Source organism: Patescibacteria group bacterium (assembly GCA_028716665.1).
Classification (GTDB): Bacteria; Patescibacteriota; Patescibacteriia; order UBA2591; family JAQUPP01; genus JAQUPP01.
In genome coordinates this window covers 169,516-186,688 of record JAQUPP010000002.1, presented here as the reverse complement: position 1 = coordinate 186,688, position 17,173 = coordinate 169,516, and the positions used below count along the sequence as shown (strand labels likewise).

The following is a 17,173-nucleotide window of genomic DNA, read 5'->3' as shown; positions in this document are numbered from 1 at the left end:
AATATTTTAAAATATATTAGTTTCTTTGATAAATTTTTTCGTAATCTTTTTCACTTCAATAGCATTTTTCGCCCCCATCAGCAGAACTCTTAAATCTTTCGCATTGTCAAATCCACTGATATATGCTTTGAAATATTTTTTTATAGTATTGAAACTTTTTAAATTTTTATCACTATCTGTTTTATACATTTTTTCAAAAAGCTCGACGTGTTTTACCATGCATTCGAGCCGCTCCTGAATGCGGAGCATTTTTTTTGAAAATAACCACGGATTTGCCAAAATTCCCCTTCCAACCATTACTCCGTCCAGTCCGGATTTTTTTGTTTTTTCGCGCGCTTCATCCAATGTATTTATATCGCCATTGCCGAGAATAATCGTCTCCGACGCGTAACAATCTCTTAATGCTGCGATCTCAGGGGCAAGCTCCCAATGCGCGGCAATGTTATACCCCTCTTTTTTTGTGCGAAGATGGACAGTCAGCGCGGCTAAATTTTCTTTCAAAAGAATCGGAATCCATTCTTTAATTTGATTTTTGGAATAACCGATTCGCGTTTTTACGGAAATTGGCAGATCCCCTGCTCCTTTTTTTGTCGCTCTGATAATTTGTTTTGCCAATTCCGGATTTTTGATTAATGCCGCTCCGGCACCTTGTTTCTCAATATCTTTGTCCGGACAACCCATATTGATATCAATGCCGTCAAAACCGAGTTCGCGTATTATTTCAGCCGCCTTTTCAAATTTTTCAGGTTTGGCGCCGAATATTTGAGCCACAATCGGATGCTCTTTTTTATTATACCACAAATCCACCAACAATTGTTCTTTGCCCTTTGAAGTTAATCCTTCCACGGAAACGAATTCTGTCAAAAAAATATCCGGCCGACCGTATTTTAAAAGCATTTGCCGAAACGCCGCATCAGTGACATTTGCCATCGGCGCGATAGCCATAATTGGTTTTTTCAATTTTTCCCAAAAATTTTGTTTCATAATATAACATACCTGAATAATATAGAAAATGTCATTTCTTGAGAAGTGACATTTTCTATATTAACAGATTAATAAATTTACTGATCGTCTTAAATAATTATTTAAGACGGAAAGAAGCTTTAATTGTTACCATCACGTCTTTTTCAATACTGGAAGTGTCATAATTGCCGTAATCGGAAATATCAACCGAATTGGGCGTTAAAATTTGCACCACGCCATTTGAAGCCGATATGACGCTGCCAACGTACCTGCCTGTGCCTTCGGCAATTTTTTCAGCCCTAGCTTTGGCATCTTGAACCGCTTGTGTTAAAAGCGATACGCGAAGATCTGGTAATTTGGAATAATAATATTCCAATGATTGAACTGAAATAATAGCTCCCTGCTCAGACAGAGTCGGAATTTTTTTGGAGATATCGGTTATTTTATTAACATCATTTGATTGCACGGTGATTATCTGGCTTAATTGATAACGAATTTGACCGGTATTATTTTGATCCCACACTTGATTCATGGAAACCGGTCCTTCCACAATATCAGTGTCGGCCACACCTGATTTTTTTAACAGATCGCGTGTCAAAGCCAAATCATGGGCAATATCACGATTACCCGAAGATAAATCATTGGCATAAACAATACTGGAAAGATTGATTATCAATTTAGCCTGATCTGAGGTCACACGTATTTTAGTCGAACCGGTAACGGATAATGCGTCTGTGGAATTTTTTGATTGAGCGAAATAATAAAATCCGCCGAATATCAATGCACTGATTATTAGGGCGACTCCGAGAATAACACTAACATTTAATTTTGATTCAGTCATAATTTTTTTCGATTAAATTAAAAATAATACGTTATTAAAAACGGGGGGAGATTCGCTTCTCGCCGCTGCTGCGGCTCGAAACCTTCGTCCCCTCTTCGGGGACTGCGGCCCGCGGTTCGAATCATATTTATTTATATATTTGTATATTATTATTTATTTTTTAATAAATAATAATATTTAAAAACGGAGAGGGGGGGATTCGAACCCCCGATACCTTGCGGTATACTTGCTTTCCAAGCAAGCGCACTCGACCACTATGCGACCTCTCCTCATCTATCTAAACTTTATTTATATTTTATTTACAAAAAATAATCTTTTATTTAAAATTCTTCTTCCTTGTCCTGTTTTATAAAATAACTCTTGTTGTTGAGCTGCTTTTTTATCACTAAATGCTTCGTAATAAACCAATTCTAACGGCAATCTATTTTTAGTTGCTCTCACTTCACCACTTTTATGTTGTTTAATTCTCTCTTTTAAATCAGAACTAAATCCAATATATTTTTTACCATCTTTTTTGCTTTGTAAGATATAAACATAAAACATAATAATTTTCTACTACGCTCAGCCCTACTCAAATTATTGAGCAGGTTGAGCGAGCCCGCTCGCATCGCCGAGCGGGTGCGACCTCTCCATAACATTTCAATTATAACATAAATTTTATAATTGAAAAGGACGTATATCTTTGTATACGTCCTTAATTTCCAGATGCGCCAGTTATGGCTACAGCTTGCAAGTATGCAAAACTAATAGCCAACAGTCCAGGCCAAAACTACTCCAATCTTGCTTGGAGAGATAAAAGATATTTAAAATTAAAGATCTTTTATCATCGGTAATCTAAGTATTTGCCTGCTCTTATGCTCGGTCACATTATTTGAGAGACCGATTCTCTGTACGAGAGCAACCATCAGCGCCATCGGTCGTTAGGGTCTGCTTAGACTAACCTTCCCCTCCTGGCCACATCAATTATTTTCCAAAGAACTATTATTTTAACAGTATAATCTATTTATTTTTAATGTCAAGCCATTTTTAAACAATATTTAATCGTTTTTTTATTTCTCCCAATTTTTTCTGAGTTGCCAATTTACCCAATGAAATTATTTTTTCCGCCAATTCGTATTCCAATATGTTAATTTTAGCCACCTTTGGCATAACAACAACAATTTCTTTTTCTTTTGAAAGTAAATTCTCCAAATTTTTACTTTCAACTATTTCCAAACTGCGTCGTAAAATGCCAATAATATTGATTGAATAGACATTTATTTTTTGCACAGGAAACTGAGTATTGGAAACAATTATCAAATCGCCTCCCAAATCACGCGCCAAATCTATGGGCAACGGATTACTGATTCTGCCGTCAATTAAAATTTTATTTTTAAATTTAACCGGCGAAATAAGCCCCGGAATAGCCATGCTCGCCAAGATAGCTTTAATTAAGGGTCCTTTATTTATCACCACATCAGTCCCCTTATTTAAATCAGTGGCCACGGCATAAAATGGAATTTTTAAATTTTCAATTCTTTTTTTACCGACAATATTCGCAATGTATTTTTCTATTTGGTCTCCCTGAATTAAACCTGTTTTATTGGGCCGGGAAGTAAAAAATAAAACTTTTTTAAATTTTTTGATTTGCTTCGCTGTTTCTCCTATTTCTTCAATACTCATGCCGGCTGCGTATAAACCGCCGATAAATGCTCCCATACTCACCCCGATTATTGCGTCCGGTTTAATTCCTTCTTTTTCCAAAACTTTTAAAAAACCCAAATGCGCGAGTCCTCTCGCTCCCCCGCCGCTTAAAACAAAAATTATTTTCGGTTTTTTAAAATCCATTATTTCTTATTTATTTTTCTTTTCCGCCCGAGGCGGATCGGCCTTGGGCCGAATATTTTTCTCGGTCTTTAAAATATCCATCGTAGTCTTAACCACCGTATCAGGATTAAGAGAAATGGAATCAATTCCTTCTTTAACCAAGAATTCGGCAAAATCAGGAAAATCGCTTGGCGCTTGGCCGCAAATTCCAACTTTTCGTTTATACTGATGAGCAATTTCAATAATTTTTTTAACTAATCTTTTTACCGCTTCATTTCTTTCGTCAAATAAATGCGCCACCAAAGCCGAATCTCTATCAAGTCCCAAAGTCAATTGAGTCAAATCATTTGAGCCGATTGAAAAACCGTCAAAAATCTTGGCAAATTCCTCGCCCAAAATAACATTGGAAGGAATTTCGCACATCACATAAACCTTCAAAGGTTTAATGCCTTTTTTATTTTTACGCAAACCGTATTGGTCAATAATTTTCAGCACATCCTCCCCTTCTTTAACGGTTCGGCAAAACGGCACCATTACAATCACATTGTCCAATCCCATCACTTCGCGAACTTTTTTAATCGCTTGGCATTCCAATTCAAAAGCCGGTTTAAATTTTTCTCCGTAATAACGGGAAGCCCCGCGCCAGCCGATCATCGGATTTGCTTCCGTCGGTTCAAACAAAGAACCGCCGACTAAATTCGCGTATTCATTGGTTTTGAAATCAGAAAATCTGACAATTACGTCTTTTGGATAAAACGCGGCGCCGATATGAGCAATGCCTTCGGCCAATTTATCAACGTAAAATTTAACTTTATCAGAATAACCAATGGTAATTTTATTAATTTGTTCTTTTATTTTTTTATCTTTAATTTTCGAATAATGAATAAGCGCCAAAGGATGAATTTTAATATAATCATTAATAATGAATTCTTCTCGCGCCAAGCCAACGCCGTCATTTGGAATCAAGCCAAAAGCAAAAGCCTGCTCCGGATCGCCGACATTCATCATAATTTTTGTCTTCGGTCTTTTCAAACCCTTAATCACGGTTTTTTTAATTTTAAAAGGCAGCAAACCGTTATAAACAAAGCCCTGTTCCCCTTCGGAACAAGAAACGGTTATTTTTTGTCCTTGATGAATTTTTTGAGTGGCATTCCCCGTACCCACTACGCAAGGAATTCCCAATTCGCGAGAGACAATCGCCGCATGGCAAACTCTGCCGCCGGCATCAGTAACAATGGCTTTGGCGATTTTCATAATCGGTACCCAATCAGGATCAGTCATTTCAGTAACTAAAATTTGTCCGGGTTTAAATTTACTGATATCTTTTGCGGTTTTAATAATATTAACTTCACCTGTGCCGATTTTACTGCCAATTGCCACGCCGGTTGTTAAAACACTTCCGCCCGAGGCGGATCGGCCTTGGGCCGAGAACTTTTTACCTCTCGCTAAAGTTCGTGAATTTATTTCCTTTCCCGATAAAACATATTCTTCCAAAACATCAAGAGATCTTTTGGATTGGATTGTTTCCGGTCTTGCCTGTAAAACATATAATTTTTTATCGTGACCGTCTTTCGCCCATTCCATATCCATTGGCCGCTTATAATGTTCTTCAATAATAACCGAGTAACGCGCCAATTCCAAAACTTCTTCATCAGTTAAAGTAAATTTATTTTGTTTTTCAAAAGCAGTGCGCAAATTTTTTGTCGATTTATTTCCTTTATTGTCATAAGTCATTGTCCATTCTTTCAAACCTAATTTCTTGCTGACAATTGGCTTAAATTGGCCTTTATTCAACGGTTCATAAACTATAAATTCGTCTGGGCTGACTTTTCCTTGCACGACATTTTCACCCAATCCCCATGATGAATTTATAACCGTCACGTCTGCAAAACCGGATTCCGTATCGCAAGAAAACATTACTCCGGAACAAGACAAATCACTACGAATCATTTTTTGCACTCCGACTGAGAGAGCCACATTAAGATGATCAAATCCCTGTTCTGTTCGATAAACAATAGCTCTGTCAGTAAAAAGAGAAGCAATACATTTAAGTACTGCTATTAAAAGTTCTTTTTCGCCATGAATATTTAAAAAAGTTTCTTGCTGGCCGGCAAAAGAAGCACCGGGCAAATCTTCAGCGGTGGCAGAACTTCTTACCGCCACATCCACATTTTCCACGCCGTATTCTTTGGAGAGATTTTTATAAAATTTAACAATCTCCGATTTTAAATCTTGAGACAATTCTGATTTTAAAATTAACTCTCGAATCTTTTTACCGCGAGTCATTAAATTTTTCATGTCCTTTACATCAAGGCCCTTTAAAATTTCTTTGATTCCTTTTTTGAGACCTGATTCATCCAAAAAATACCAATAAGCATCAGATGTGGTGGCAAAACCATTTGGTATTCTAATCCCTTTTTTCGTTAATTTCTGATACATTTCTCCTAAGGAAGCATTTTTACCGCCAACTCTGGGAACGTCTTTAATGGTTAAATCTTTAAAAGGTATAACTAATTTTTTGGTCATAAAAAATATAATTTAATAAAAAATCAACAATCTCGTCGATCTTGCGAGTTAAAAAATACTAAAAACTTTTTGAGTTAGATAATTTTAATCTTGTCGGCAAAACGATGGATAAAAGGCGCGGTAAAAAGACGGCCTGAGATAGATTGAATAAATCCGATTACTGAAACAATAATACAGAATATCCAGCCGATAAAACCAACAACCCAACCGATAAACGGAATAACCCAGATTAAAGTAAAGATAATCTCGGCCACAAATAAAACCATGCCTTGACGAGCATGAATATTGACGCCTTCATCTTTTACTTTTACCACGAGAGGGACAAAACAAAAAACACCGACGTAAGAAATAGCGGCTAAAAACTTGCTTAAAAGACTGGTATTTTTAGTCGTCTCAATCGCAGATTTAATTTTCTCTAAAGTTTCTTTTTGGTCCATATAATTTTTATTTAATTTATTAAATTATTTAGCTTATTTACTTATCAGCTTACTAGCTTATTACTTATTCTAATTATACCATATTGCCAATAAAATGAAAAGAAGAGGCGTAAACCTCTTCTTTTCATTTTATCTATCTAATAGTCCGAGGATTGTGCCGCAAAAAAAGCGTTTCGCAGGTCGAGCGGGCACGGTCTCCGACGAATGTCGGAGGAGCGAGACCGAGAACGAGCTGCGATTTTCCCGCTGGGGAAATCGACAGTGTCTTTTTTTGTGGCCTGTCCAAGGACTAGTACTCCCCGCCCATTCCTCCCATTCCGGGCATTCCGCCACCCATTCCGTGTTCGTGCTTGCATTCTTCTTTAACAGGTTTATCGGTTATTACCGCTTCAGTGGTTAAAAATAAAGTAGCAATGGAAGCGGCATTTTGCAAAGCCGTCCGAGTCACTTTGGCCGGATCAACAATTCCCGCTTCAATCAAATCTTCAAATTTATTTGTCGCGGCATTATAACCCATATTACCTTTTGTCTCTTTTGCCTTTTGAGCAATCACCGCGCCGTCTTCACCGGAATTAATGGCAATTTGACGAATCGGTTCTTCCAATGCTCTTTTTAAAATTTGCAGTCCGATTATTTCATCGCCTTCAAGTTTTATTTTATCCACGATTGACAAGCATCTTAATAAAGCCAATCCTCCGCCGACAACCACTCCTTCCTCCACGGCCGCTTTAGTGGCATGAACCGCGTCTTCAACTTTAAATTTAATTTCTTTCATCGCTGTTTCGGTTGCGGCTCCAACTTTAATTACCGCCACGCCGCCTGATAATTTCGCCAATCTTTCTTGAAGTTTTTCTTTATCAAATTCAGAAGTTGTTTTTTCCAATTCTCTTTTAATGCCGGCAATTCTGTTTTTAATCGCTTCTTCTTTTCCCTTACCGTTAACAATGGTTGTTTCTTCTTTATTGGCAATAACTTTTCTTGCCTTGCCAAGATCGTTTAAATTTACATTTTCCAATTTTAAACCCAAATCTTCAGTAATAACTTTACCGCCAGTTAAAGCAGCAATATCGCCAAGTGTTTCTTTTTTGCGATCGCCAAAACCAGGCGCTTTGACAGCCAAGACATTAAAAACTCCTCGTAATTTATTAACCACAAAAGTGGCCAGAGCTTCGCCTTCAATTTCATCAGCAATCACCACTAAATCTTTTTTTCCTGATTGAGCGATTTTTTCCATAATCGGCAAAATTTCACTCACGGCTGAAATTTTTCTTTCAGTGATTAAAATATAAGGATTATCATATTCAGCTGACATTTTTTCCGGATTGGTAATCATATAAGGAGAAACATAACCGTGATCAAATTGCATTCCTTCAGTTACTTCCAATTCCATATTAAAAGATTGAGATTCTTCCACGGTAATAACTCCGTCTTTGCCGACTTTTTCCATTGCTTCGGCAATAATACTGCCGATTGCTTCGCTGTTGGCCGAAATTGAAGCCACTTGTTTAATTTCCGCTTTAGTGGAAACCGGTTTGGATATTTTTTCTTTCAATTCTTTAACCACTACTGCCACGCCTTTATCAATGCCTCTTTTCAAGGCTAATGGATTGGCTCCGGCAGCCACATTTTTTAAACCGGCGGAAATAATGGCTTGAGCCAAAATAACCGCGGTGGTCGTACCATCACCGGCTATATCATTGGTTTTTGTCGCCACTTCTTGAAGCAATTGCGCGCCGACATTTTCATATTTATCTTCCAATTCTATTTCTTTTGCCACGGTTACGCCGTCATTGGTGATAATCGGCGAACCGAAACCTTTGTCCAAAATAACATTGCGGCCAACCGGTCCCATAGTCACTTTGACTGCTGCCGCCAATTGATCTACTCCTCGCTTTATAGCAGCGCGAGCTTTTTCATCAAATAAAATTTGTTTTGCCATATATTTAAATAATTATTTAATTAACGCGACAACTTTTTCGTAATCAACAACTAAAAATTCTTCCTTGTCTATTTTATATTCGTCCGTACCGTATTTTTCAAATAAAATTTCATCACCGACTTTTACGTCAATAATTTCCCGTTGGCCGTTTTCCAACATTTTGCCCTTGCCGACGGCTATCACCTTCCCTCTGACAGGTTTTTCTTTATCAGCTGTATCCGGCAAAATAATGCCTGATTTGGTTGTTTCGTTTACTTCAATCGGCTTAACGATTAACCGACTGCCTAATGGTTGAAGTTTTGTCATAAGTATAAATTTTAAAATAATTATTATTTATATTTTATCTTTTTATTCTGATTAGTCCGGAACAAGGAATGATTTCAATTTTTTGTTTGGCAAGTTTATCTAAAAATAAATTCAAGCCCAGCGAATCTGATGAAATATGCCCGGCCACGACTACGTTAATGTGTGCTTTAATAGCTTCTTTAACATGTTTTTCGCTGAGATGCATGGCCACCACCGTACCAACTCCGGCCTGAGATAATTTTTCGTAAATTTCGGGCGAGCCTTCGGTACCGCCGGTAAGTTCGGTTAAGGCAATTTTTCCGCAATGATTTTCCGATTTGCCGGTAAAAAGCCTCGGCCCGACTCCGATTTTAATCGCCTCTTTATATTCAGGAATGCTTTTTAATAATTTCAATAAATCTTCAACAAATTCCGGTTTTTCTTTTTCTATTTTTTTCTTGAGAAAATCAGCCACTAAATTATCGCACGGAGTATGAACACACATAAAACCCATATTTAATAATTTTGCCGCATCCACGGCTTCATTGTGATTAGCTGAAGAAACCCCTCTACTCACCTCTTCCATGCGAATATGAATTAAATTCTCGGCAATATTAATCGGCACGCCGTAAAGATTTAAAACGTCTGCCTGAAGTTTCATCACATCGTCCAGCCCGGCCAAAGCGCAACCATCCGGATGATGCGCTAAAACCAAATCAATATTACCCAATTTGTCGGCTAGTAAAAGTTCGCCTATTTCCATATCAACGCCGACTAAAATTCTTTTAATTTGCTTTTTTGCCTGCCCTGAGCCATGAGCTTGTCGAATGGTCGAAGGGTCAAATAAAATACGCGAATCGGAATACGGATTAGTCAATCTTTCTTCATCAAATTCTTCTTTTTGATCCTTAGACATTGCCTCGTATTTTTGATTGATTCTTTTCATTATTTTTTCAACCATTTTTTTGCCTCGCAAATCCGCTTCAATGCCCATTTTAATGGCTAAATTGTAAATTTCTTTTTGAGTCATAAATTTATTTTTTATTAAAAAATTTTTTAATTCTTTCCGCCTCTTCTTCTACTACCCTGCCTTCATATTCGCCGCTATGAGCCGAAGTGCCTTCATAACTGGGCGCTTTCTGATCCAAATGAAGATTAAAATATCCATTTTCTATATAAATATGAAAACGCGGATAATGATAGCCGCGCAATCTGCGAATATAACTTGTTTGACCGCTTCTAAAATCTTTAATTTCCGCGTAACCGGTTCGCCTGATAAAAACAACCGGATTAATGGAATCGTCTAAATCAATTTTAATACGCATAAAACAATACTAAATTACTTTCCTAATTTTTCTAATTCCGTTTTCACTTTTTCTAGTTCTCCCTTTATCATACTTATTATATTTTCCAAGACTTCTGTTTTAATTTTTGAATTTTGAATTGTATTGATAATTTTTTTAATTTTCGGCATCGCAGTGTGCTCAATTTCCACTTCTATGTCCGAGGTAAATTTTTTATCTATTTCGCCCGCCCCTAAAGATGGATAATTAAAATTTCCTATTTCGTTATTTCCAATTTCTTTTTCTGCTTTTTGGGGCGCGCTTTCTGTTACACCGTCTATCTTTTCTAACATTTTTTCTAAAACTTCTTTTCTCTTTTTTGGATCATAAATTTCTTCAACAGAAGCCATTATTTCTGATATTCCATTTTTTACATCTAAAACGTCTTCGTCTCCCATTGGTCCCATTTGTTCTCTCTTGTTTGAGGTTAAATTTTGAGGTAGATTGTTTTCTTTCCTCATAAAATTAAATTTAATTTATTATTTTCCTCTATATTTAAATATATCCTTAAAGTTTAATATTGTCAACCCCGCTCCAATTCAGTATATGAAGTAAAAAATAGAGGGTCTTAGAACCCCTATTAACTCTCAATGAAGGTAGATATTTAATATCCTAAATATTGCTTAGTCAAAGCTAAAGAAATTCCACCCCAAAGCAAAGAAAAAATCATCATTAATTTCCCTTCAGCTTGAAATTTTTTCTCCCGCCATAAAGCAAAACCGTAAATCAATCCTGCCGGCAAAGGATTAAAAATAATAATCAATAAACCGATAATCATCCATTTTTGTTTGGATATTAGAATCTTGTCCGCGTCTTCAATTTTTTGCGGCATAATCAAATTATTATGTTAAAAAATATTCTTACCCGATTACTTTAAAAACTTTATCATCGTAAATATTAAAATTTGTAACTATTGGCATTTAGATAACGTATCTGCCTCTTGTCTGATCGCCAATAACCACTCCTCTATCCAAGGTAATAACTCTCTTTTTAAAGAAATTAACTATTTCCCGATTATGGGTTACCAATAAAATTGTGGTGCCAAATTCATTGATTTTTGTCAAAAGTTCAATAATATCGCGAGTAGTGATAGGATCAAGATTGCCGGTCGGTTCGTCGGCCAATAATATTTTTGGGCGATGAACGAGCGATCTGGCAATAACCACTCTCTGTGCCTCGCCGGATGATAATTGTCTCGGAAAATAATTAATTTTATTCTCCAAACCGACAATTTTTAAAACTTGTTTAACAATCGGTTTGATATTTTTATAGGGCGTGTTAATCACTTCCAAGGCAAAGGCGATATTTTCATAAACCGTTTTTTTAGATAAAAGCTTGAAATCCTGGAAAACTACGCCAAGCTGCCGTCTTAAAGTCGGTATTTCGGCCGGCCTGACTTTGGTAATATCCCATCCGCCGATAATAATTTTTCCTTCGTCTGCTTTTTCTTCTGCGGTTAATAATTTTATGATAGTGCTTTTCCCCGCTCCTGATTGACCGACAATGGAAACAAATTCGCCCGGTTTAATATGAAAAGAAACATTGCGCAAAGCGTAAGTATTCGGCCGATAGAATTTAGTAACATTAGCAAATTTGATCATACCTTAACATTATAGCATTAAAATAGTTATTTTTCTATCCTCTGAAAACTAATTTAAATAAACTTGGATAATTCTTCCGCCAGAACTTCCACGTCTTCGCGTGATTCCTTTATTTCTTTTTGTTCTTCTTTGAGAATATCTTGTTTAACATAAGGATGAGCTGAAATATCTTTTTCATATATAAATATTTTATCTATTGATTGCGTTCGATCATGAAAAGCAAGCCCTCCCTTGCCAACATCTCCGTATTTAATTTTTTTATTTAAATAACCAATATTATTCTGATAACCCTCATCTTTAGGTGAATTTTGCATAGAAACAGCAGCTATGTCAAAATCAATTTCTAATTGTTCTAAAATATTCACTAATTTAGATATGCTCTCACCCGAAGAAATAAATTCCGTGACTAATAAAACCTTACCCAAATGATCTTTTTCATTTTTTATAAAATTTTTAATACCATCAAAAATTTTTGATTCATAAGTTATATGGCGACCGGAGGCTAAAAAATAAGTTTTTACCGGAGGCTTATTCAATTCAGTTCTTTTTTTATCGATTAAACGCCGTAATAATAGAGAAACTTCTCGCCCGCTGATATCATCTGAAAGAATGGTGTCATAATTTGGCATTTCTTTTTTAAGCTCTTTAACTAAATGAATGAGCGACTCAAATAAGCCATCTCCATAAATGGCTTCTCTAAATCGAGGAGTTTTTATTTTTTTCAAGATAACACTTGTATCAATTTTTTGTTCATCCTCTCTTTTATTCTTTGTTTTTTTCAAACTTTTTGATTCAAAAAAATCAAATTGTTCCATTGAATTTGGCATATTTTAAAATATAAAAAATATTCATTTATGGAGCCCTCTGTCAGAATCGAACTGACGTATGCGGTTTACGATACCGCTGTTCTACCACTGAACTAAGAGGGCTTATTTGGAGTAACGGGAATCGAACCCGTTTCTTCACCTTGGCCCCGCAAAAATTTTGCTTCGTTATGAGCGGGATACCAGAATCGAACTGGCAGTTCTTCCTTGGGAAGGAAGCGTATTACCACTATACTAATCCCGCAAAATTTAACGGGGTAAAGAAGATGACATAATACCCCTTATACTACGCTCGCAAAATTATCAAATATGCTTATGGCGAAATTCGCCTGAACGAAATCGCGGAAAAGCCTTAGAAAATTAAGGAGTTTTATTGAAAAATTCATCTGTTTGACGATCCCGCTATAGTCGGGAGAGGAGTTATGAATTTTTAAAAATAAAACGAGTATAATTTTCAAGGATTTGGAGCGCTGAGTGAAGGCGGGTTTCGCCACCATTCGTTATCAATTTATTTCATGTTTGTTTTTAATTTTCCCAAGGCGCACCATTTTTCCCAAAATGGAACTCGATCAATAATCAATTTTCCTTCAAGATGATCCATTTCGTGTTGAATGACTCTGGCCAACAATCCCTCAGCTTTAAATTTTTGAATATTATCAGTTTTAATATTTCTGTTTTCTATTTCAACCCAAGAAGGCCTTTTTATTTTTAAACTCACATTTGGCAAACTTAAACAACCCTCTTCGCCTTTGACCAAAATATTTGATTTTTGAATAATTTTTGGATTAATTAAAACCAGAGGCCCTTTGCCCGCATCAATTACAACCAACTGCCAATTAAGACCAACTTGAGGAGCGGCTAACCCAACTCCCCTGCCATGATACATTGTTTCCAACATTTCCATGGCGGTTTTTTTTACCTGGTCGTCGATATTTTTTATTTCTTGGCATCTTACTCTTAAGATAGAGTCGCCGAATTTTTTGATATCCATTTTTGACATAGAATCATTTTATCAAATTTAACTAAAAAAACAACCCCTTAACGGGGAAGTTTTTTTATTTGTAAAAAATAAATTTTAAATAAATTTTAATCTTTTAATCATTCCCCTTCTCAACTGATTCTTGGGTAACATATTGTAAACAGCTCGATGTAAAACATCTTGCGGATTTTTTACAAAAATCTTGCCCATTGTTCTCGTTTTCATACCGCCCGGATAACCACTATAATGATAATATTTTTTCTGAGTTAATTTTTGACCGGTAATTTTAACCTTTTCAAGATTTTTGACAACTACAATGTCGCCTTGGTCAAGATACGGAACATATTCAACTTTATGCTTACCTGAAAGAAGCCTGACAGCTTCTGTCGCCAAACGCCCAATCGCTTTATCTGTGGCATCAATTGTATGTATTTTACGAATTACATTTTTCATAGAATGATATCAAATTTATTTAACTAATTCCATAAAAACCATCTCCGCAGCGTCTCCGCGGCGTCGGCCGATTTTTATAATTCTTATATAACCGCCTGCTCTTTCTTTATATCTCGGACCGATTTTTTCCAAAAGTTTTTTGGTAACTTCAATATTATTAAGAGAGGCAATGATTTTTCTTCTGGTAGCCAAATCATCAGTTTTAGCCGAAGAAATTAAACGTTCAATTATCGGTCTTACTGCCTTGGCTTTTGCTTCTGTGGTTTTAATTTTTTCTTTTAAAAGAAAATTAATGGCCATAATTCTAATCAAGGCCTTTCGCGGACCGATTTTTCTAGATAGAATCTTTTTTTTATTTCTATGCTTCATACCAAAATTTTATTTCGATTTTTTCTTAGATTTTACGGCAGTTTTTTTCTCTTTTTTCTCTTTTTTATCTTTAGTTTTTTCTTTTGTCGCCTTAGTTTCCATTATCAATCTAGAACCGTCAGTTAAAGCGGAAAATTGTTCAGTTAATAATTGGCTGGCGGTATAAAAAGCTTCCTGAGGAGTTAGAGCGCCATTTGTTTCAATGGTTACTATAAGTTTGTCAAAATCAGTTCTTTTGCCGACACGGACATTTTCTATATTAACCGCCACTTGCACAACAGGAGTAAAAATTGAATCAGTAACGATTATTCCCACTTCTAATCCTTCACGGCTTTTCTCTTCTGAAGAAATCCAGCTATATCCTTTCTGTACCCAAATATCCATTTCAAAATGAATTTTTTTGTCTGTTAAAGTGGCAATAATCAATTCTGGATTTAAAATTTCAACATCAGCACAAGGCGTAATATCGCCGGCGGTTACCTTTTTTTCTCCGCTTGCTTTAAGATTCAATTTAATCGGTTCATTGGTATCACTTAAAATTTTAAGGCGTAATGATTTCAAATTCAAAATTATATCCAAAATATCTTCTGAAACGTCCGACATGGCGGAAAATTCATATTTCGCGCCCTTAATCTTAACTGCGGTTACCGCTGCTCCTTCTAATGATGAAAGCAAAACGCGGCGTAAGGCATTTCCCCATGTGTTTCCATAACCCGGATAGCAAGGTTCGACAATAACAGAACCTTTATTTTTATTTTTTTCGTCAGCTTGATATTCAATTTTAACTGGCAAAGAAATATTTTTCATAATATATAAACTATCGATTATAAAACTCAATAATTAATTTAATATCAAATTCTTTAGGAAGATCTTCCGGCTCCGGTTCTTTAAGAATCGTAACCTTAAGATTCTTGGCATCAACGTTAAACCATGATTTTAATCCTTGGTCTTTTCTTGAATTTAATTGTTCGCTGACTTTATCGGTAATTTCCTTTTTCGGCCGAGGAGTGATGATATCGCCCACTTGTACTTGATAAGACGGGATATCAACCGCTTTATTATTAACAAATATATTGCCGTGAGAAACTGTCTGACGGGCATTTTTTCTTGAATTAACAAAACCGGCCAGATAAATAACACTGTCTAATCTTAATTCTATCAATTTCATGAAATTGACTCCGGTATCCCCTTTCAATCGTTTGGCTTTTTTAAAATAATTTTTTATTTGCTGTTCCAAAATATTATAAGAACGTTTAAGGCATTGTTTTGCTCTTAACTGAACGCCGTATTCTGATAAACGACCATAACCCTTAGGGCCATGCATTCCCGGCGGATATTTTCTTTTAAGCAAAGGACATTTCGCTGCATTACAACGATCACCTTTTAGAAAAAGTTTTTTGCCTTCACGACGACATATTTTACATTGAGGACCGAATTTCATATTAAAATTGTTTTAAAATTTAAGTTATACCCTTCTTACTTTTGGCGGGCGACATCCATTATGAGGAGTCGGAGTTGTATCTTTAATAGTTGAAATTTCAAGGCCATAAGTATAAAGAGATCTGACCGCTGCTTCTCTTCCCATTCCAACTCCCTTAACAAAAACTTGAACTTCTTTAAGTCCGTATTTTTGAGCTTTTTCCACCGCGTCTTTAACAATAATATTGGCGGCATAAGGAGTCGCTTTTTTTGGACCTCTAAAACCCAATTTACCGGCGCTTGACCAAGATAAAACATTACCCATTAAATCAGTAAGAGACACAATTGTGTTATTATAGGTAGCCTGAATATAGGCCTGGCCTTTTGGAATTTGTCTGACAGCCTGACCCTTTTTAATCTTTTTAACTTTTTTATTTTTCTTGGGTTCTTCAGCTGTTTCTTTTTTAGTTTCTTTTTTTTCTTTTGCCATATAATTTTATCCTTTTTTAGTAGCTTCTTTATGTCCGCTGGCCATAGTTCTGCGTACATTGCCACGAACTGTTCTTGAATTAGTTTTTGTTCGTTGACCACGAACAGGAAGATGACGAGTATGTCTAATACCTCTATAACAACCTACATCTCTTAATCTTTTAATATTGGCCACGATAGCGCTATGTAATGCTCCTTCCACTTTAATACTATCTATAATACTTTTAAGCTGTTCAACTTCTTGAGCATTCAGTTCTTTAACCCGCTTATTAGGATTTATTTTTGCTTCTTTTAAAATTTTATTTGAAGTTGTTTGACCAATGCCAAAAATATAGGTTAAACCTATTTCTATTCTTTTGTCTTTTGGTAAATCAACGCCTTGTATTCTTGCCATAAATTTAAAATTTTATCCTTGTCTTTGTTTATGTTTCGCATTTTTACAAAGCACATAAAGCCGCTTTTTTCGGCGGACGACTTTGCATAATCTGCACATTGCTTTTACGGATGATCTTACTTTCATATTATGATTACGAATTATTACAAATTAAACAAATATGCAAATCGCTACCAATATTTGTAAAAATTTGTAACTCTAATAAAATTTGTAGTGATTTGCATTTAGTTCCTATACACTATTCTTCCTTTAGTTAAGTCGTAGGGGCTCATTTCAATTCTTACTCTATCACCAGGCAAAATTTTAATTTTATGCAAACGCATCTTACCCGATAAATAAGCTAAGATAACTTTTTCGTTACTTAATTGTACACGAAAAGTAGTATTTGGCAATGACTCTGTAACCATTCCCTCAACTTCTATAAAATCTTTGGACACTTTTTGAATATCTGGCATAAATAAATATTACTATTATTCTATACATCTTAAAAATCTTGTCAAGCCCC

Annotated in this window: 23 protein-coding genes and 3 tRNA genes; all 26 read right to left on the bottom strand. The window is 35.7% G+C overall.

Annotation, left to right across the window (positions count from 1 at the left end):
- Positions 1 to 6: 6 nt before the first annotated feature.
- The 26 genes from PHF10_04095 to infA all read right to left on the bottom strand — a co-directional run bounded on the left by PHF10_04095 (position 7) and on the right by infA (position 17,123).
- Positions 7 to 984, bottom strand: coding sequence for a tRNA-dihydrouridine synthase (locus PHF10_04095; GenBank protein MDD5534901.1), 978 nt, complete (start codon positions 982 to 984; stop codon positions 7 to 9).
- A gap of 97 nt (positions 985 to 1,081) precedes the next feature.
- The gene (locus tag PHF10_04090; GenBank protein MDD5534900.1) at positions 1,082 to 1,804 is read right to left on the bottom strand and encodes an SIMPL domain-containing protein; all 723 of its coding nucleotides are present in this window, start codon (positions 1,802 to 1,804) and stop codon (positions 1,082 to 1,084) included.
- A gap of 184 nt (positions 1,805 to 1,988) precedes the next feature.
- Positions 1,989 to 2,073, bottom strand: a tRNA-Ser gene (locus tag PHF10_04085).
- Between the two features lie 19 nt (positions 2,074 to 2,092).
- Positions 2,093 to 2,347 (bottom strand): GIY-YIG nuclease family protein, encoded by a 255-nt coding sequence (locus tag PHF10_04080; GenBank protein ID MDD5534899.1) that lies wholly within the window; start codon positions 2,345 to 2,347, stop codon positions 2,093 to 2,095.
- Positions 2,348 to 2,830: 483 nt separating this feature from the next.
- Complete coding sequence (locus tag PHF10_04075) at positions 2,831 to 3,631, bottom strand: patatin-like phospholipase family protein (GenBank protein MDD5534898.1); 801 nt, start codon at positions 3,629 to 3,631, stop codon at positions 2,831 to 2,833.
- 6 nt (positions 3,632 to 3,637) lie between these two features.
- A complete protein-coding gene (gene ppsA / locus PHF10_04070; GenBank protein MDD5534897.1) occupies positions 3,638 to 6,136 on the bottom strand; it encodes a phosphoenolpyruvate synthase in 2,499 nt (832 codons plus the stop codon).
- Between the two features lie 74 nt (positions 6,137 to 6,210).
- Complete coding sequence (locus PHF10_04065; protein ID MDD5534896.1) at positions 6,211 to 6,573, bottom strand: hypothetical protein; 363 nt, start codon at positions 6,571 to 6,573, stop codon at positions 6,211 to 6,213.
- Between the two features lie 289 nt (positions 6,574 to 6,862).
- Positions 6,863 to 8,512 (bottom strand): chaperonin GroEL, encoded by a 1,650-nt coding sequence (gene groL / locus PHF10_04060; protein ID MDD5534895.1) that lies wholly within the window; start codon positions 8,510 to 8,512, stop codon positions 6,863 to 6,865.
- Between the two features lie 12 nt (positions 8,513 to 8,524).
- A complete protein-coding gene (locus tag PHF10_04055) occupies positions 8,525 to 8,818 on the bottom strand; it encodes a co-chaperone GroES (protein ID MDD5534894.1) in 294 nt (97 codons plus the stop codon).
- A gap of 34 nt (positions 8,819 to 8,852) precedes the next feature.
- Complete coding sequence (locus PHF10_04050) at positions 8,853 to 9,827, bottom strand: NGG1p interacting factor NIF3 (GenBank protein MDD5534893.1); 975 nt, start codon at positions 9,825 to 9,827, stop codon at positions 8,853 to 8,855.
- 4 nt (positions 9,828 to 9,831) lie between these two features.
- Entirely contained in the window at positions 9,832 to 10,122 is a 291-nt protein-coding gene (locus PHF10_04045) for a hypothetical protein (GenBank protein ID MDD5534892.1), read from the bottom strand.
- Positions 10,123 to 10,136: 14 nt separating this feature from the next.
- On the bottom strand, positions 10,137 to 10,601 hold the full coding sequence (locus PHF10_04040; protein ID MDD5534891.1) for a hypothetical protein: 465 nt from the start codon (positions 10,599 to 10,601) through the stop codon (positions 10,137 to 10,139).
- Positions 10,602 to 10,744: 143 nt separating this feature from the next.
- Positions 10,745 to 10,972 carry a hypothetical protein gene (locus PHF10_04035; GenBank protein MDD5534890.1) on the bottom strand — a complete coding sequence of 76 codons (228 nt, stop codon included), beginning with the start codon at positions 10,970 to 10,972 and terminating at the stop codon, positions 10,745 to 10,747.
- An 88-nt stretch (positions 10,973 to 11,060) separates the two neighbouring features.
- A complete protein-coding gene (gene ftsE / locus PHF10_04030) occupies positions 11,061 to 11,741 on the bottom strand; it encodes a cell division ATP-binding protein FtsE (GenBank protein MDD5534889.1) in 681 nt (226 codons plus the stop codon).
- A 53-nt stretch (positions 11,742 to 11,794) separates the two neighbouring features.
- The gene (locus tag PHF10_04025; protein ID MDD5534888.1) at positions 11,795 to 12,568 is read right to left on the bottom strand and encodes a hypothetical protein; all 774 of its coding nucleotides are present in this window, start codon (positions 12,566 to 12,568) and stop codon (positions 11,795 to 11,797) included.
- Between the two features lie 28 nt (positions 12,569 to 12,596).
- Positions 12,597 to 12,670, bottom strand: a tRNA-Thr gene (locus tag PHF10_04020).
- Between the two features lie 68 nt (positions 12,671 to 12,738).
- Positions 12,739 to 12,809: transfer RNA gene (locus PHF10_04015), tRNA-Gly, on the bottom strand.
- Between the two features lie 264 nt (positions 12,810 to 13,073).
- Entirely contained in the window at positions 13,074 to 13,556 is a 483-nt protein-coding gene (def, locus tag PHF10_04010; protein ID MDD5534887.1) for a peptide deformylase, read from the bottom strand.
- An 84-nt stretch (positions 13,557 to 13,640) separates the two neighbouring features.
- On the bottom strand, positions 13,641 to 13,997 hold the full coding sequence (gene rplM, locus PHF10_04005) for a 50S ribosomal protein L13 (protein MDD5534886.1): 357 nt from the start codon (positions 13,995 to 13,997) through the stop codon (positions 13,641 to 13,643).
- Between the two features lie 15 nt (positions 13,998 to 14,012).
- Positions 14,013 to 14,366 carry a 50S ribosomal protein L17 gene (gene rplQ, locus PHF10_04000; protein MDD5534885.1) on the bottom strand — a complete coding sequence of 118 codons (354 nt, stop codon included), beginning with the start codon at positions 14,364 to 14,366 and terminating at the stop codon, positions 14,013 to 14,015.
- Positions 14,367 to 14,375: 9 nt separating this feature from the next.
- The gene (rpoA, locus tag PHF10_03995) at positions 14,376 to 15,173 is read right to left on the bottom strand and encodes a DNA-directed RNA polymerase subunit alpha (protein MDD5534884.1); all 798 of its coding nucleotides are present in this window, start codon (positions 15,171 to 15,173) and stop codon (positions 14,376 to 14,378) included.
- A gap of 10 nt (positions 15,174 to 15,183) precedes the next feature.
- On the bottom strand, positions 15,184 to 15,807 hold the full coding sequence (gene rpsD, locus PHF10_03990) for a 30S ribosomal protein S4 (protein ID MDD5534883.1): 624 nt from the start codon (positions 15,805 to 15,807) through the stop codon (positions 15,184 to 15,186).
- 24 nt (positions 15,808 to 15,831) lie between these two features.
- Positions 15,832 to 16,275 (bottom strand): 30S ribosomal protein S11, encoded by a 444-nt coding sequence (gene rpsK / locus PHF10_03985; GenBank protein MDD5534882.1) that lies wholly within the window; start codon positions 16,273 to 16,275, stop codon positions 15,832 to 15,834.
- Positions 16,276 to 16,281: 6 nt separating this feature from the next.
- Positions 16,282 to 16,668: a 30S ribosomal protein S13 gene (gene rpsM / locus PHF10_03980; GenBank protein ID MDD5534881.1), complete on the bottom strand. Its 387-nt coding sequence runs from the start codon at positions 16,666 to 16,668 to the stop codon at positions 16,282 to 16,284.
- A 12-nt stretch (positions 16,669 to 16,680) separates the two neighbouring features.
- A complete protein-coding gene (gene rpmJ / locus PHF10_03975) occupies positions 16,681 to 16,794 on the bottom strand; it encodes a 50S ribosomal protein L36 (protein MDD5534880.1) in 114 nt (37 codons plus the stop codon).
- 98 nt (positions 16,795 to 16,892) lie between these two features.
- Entirely contained in the window at positions 16,893 to 17,123 is a 231-nt protein-coding gene (gene infA, locus PHF10_03970) for a translation initiation factor IF-1 (protein ID MDD5534879.1), read from the bottom strand.
- Between the last annotated feature and the right edge of the window lie 50 nt (positions 17,124 to 17,173).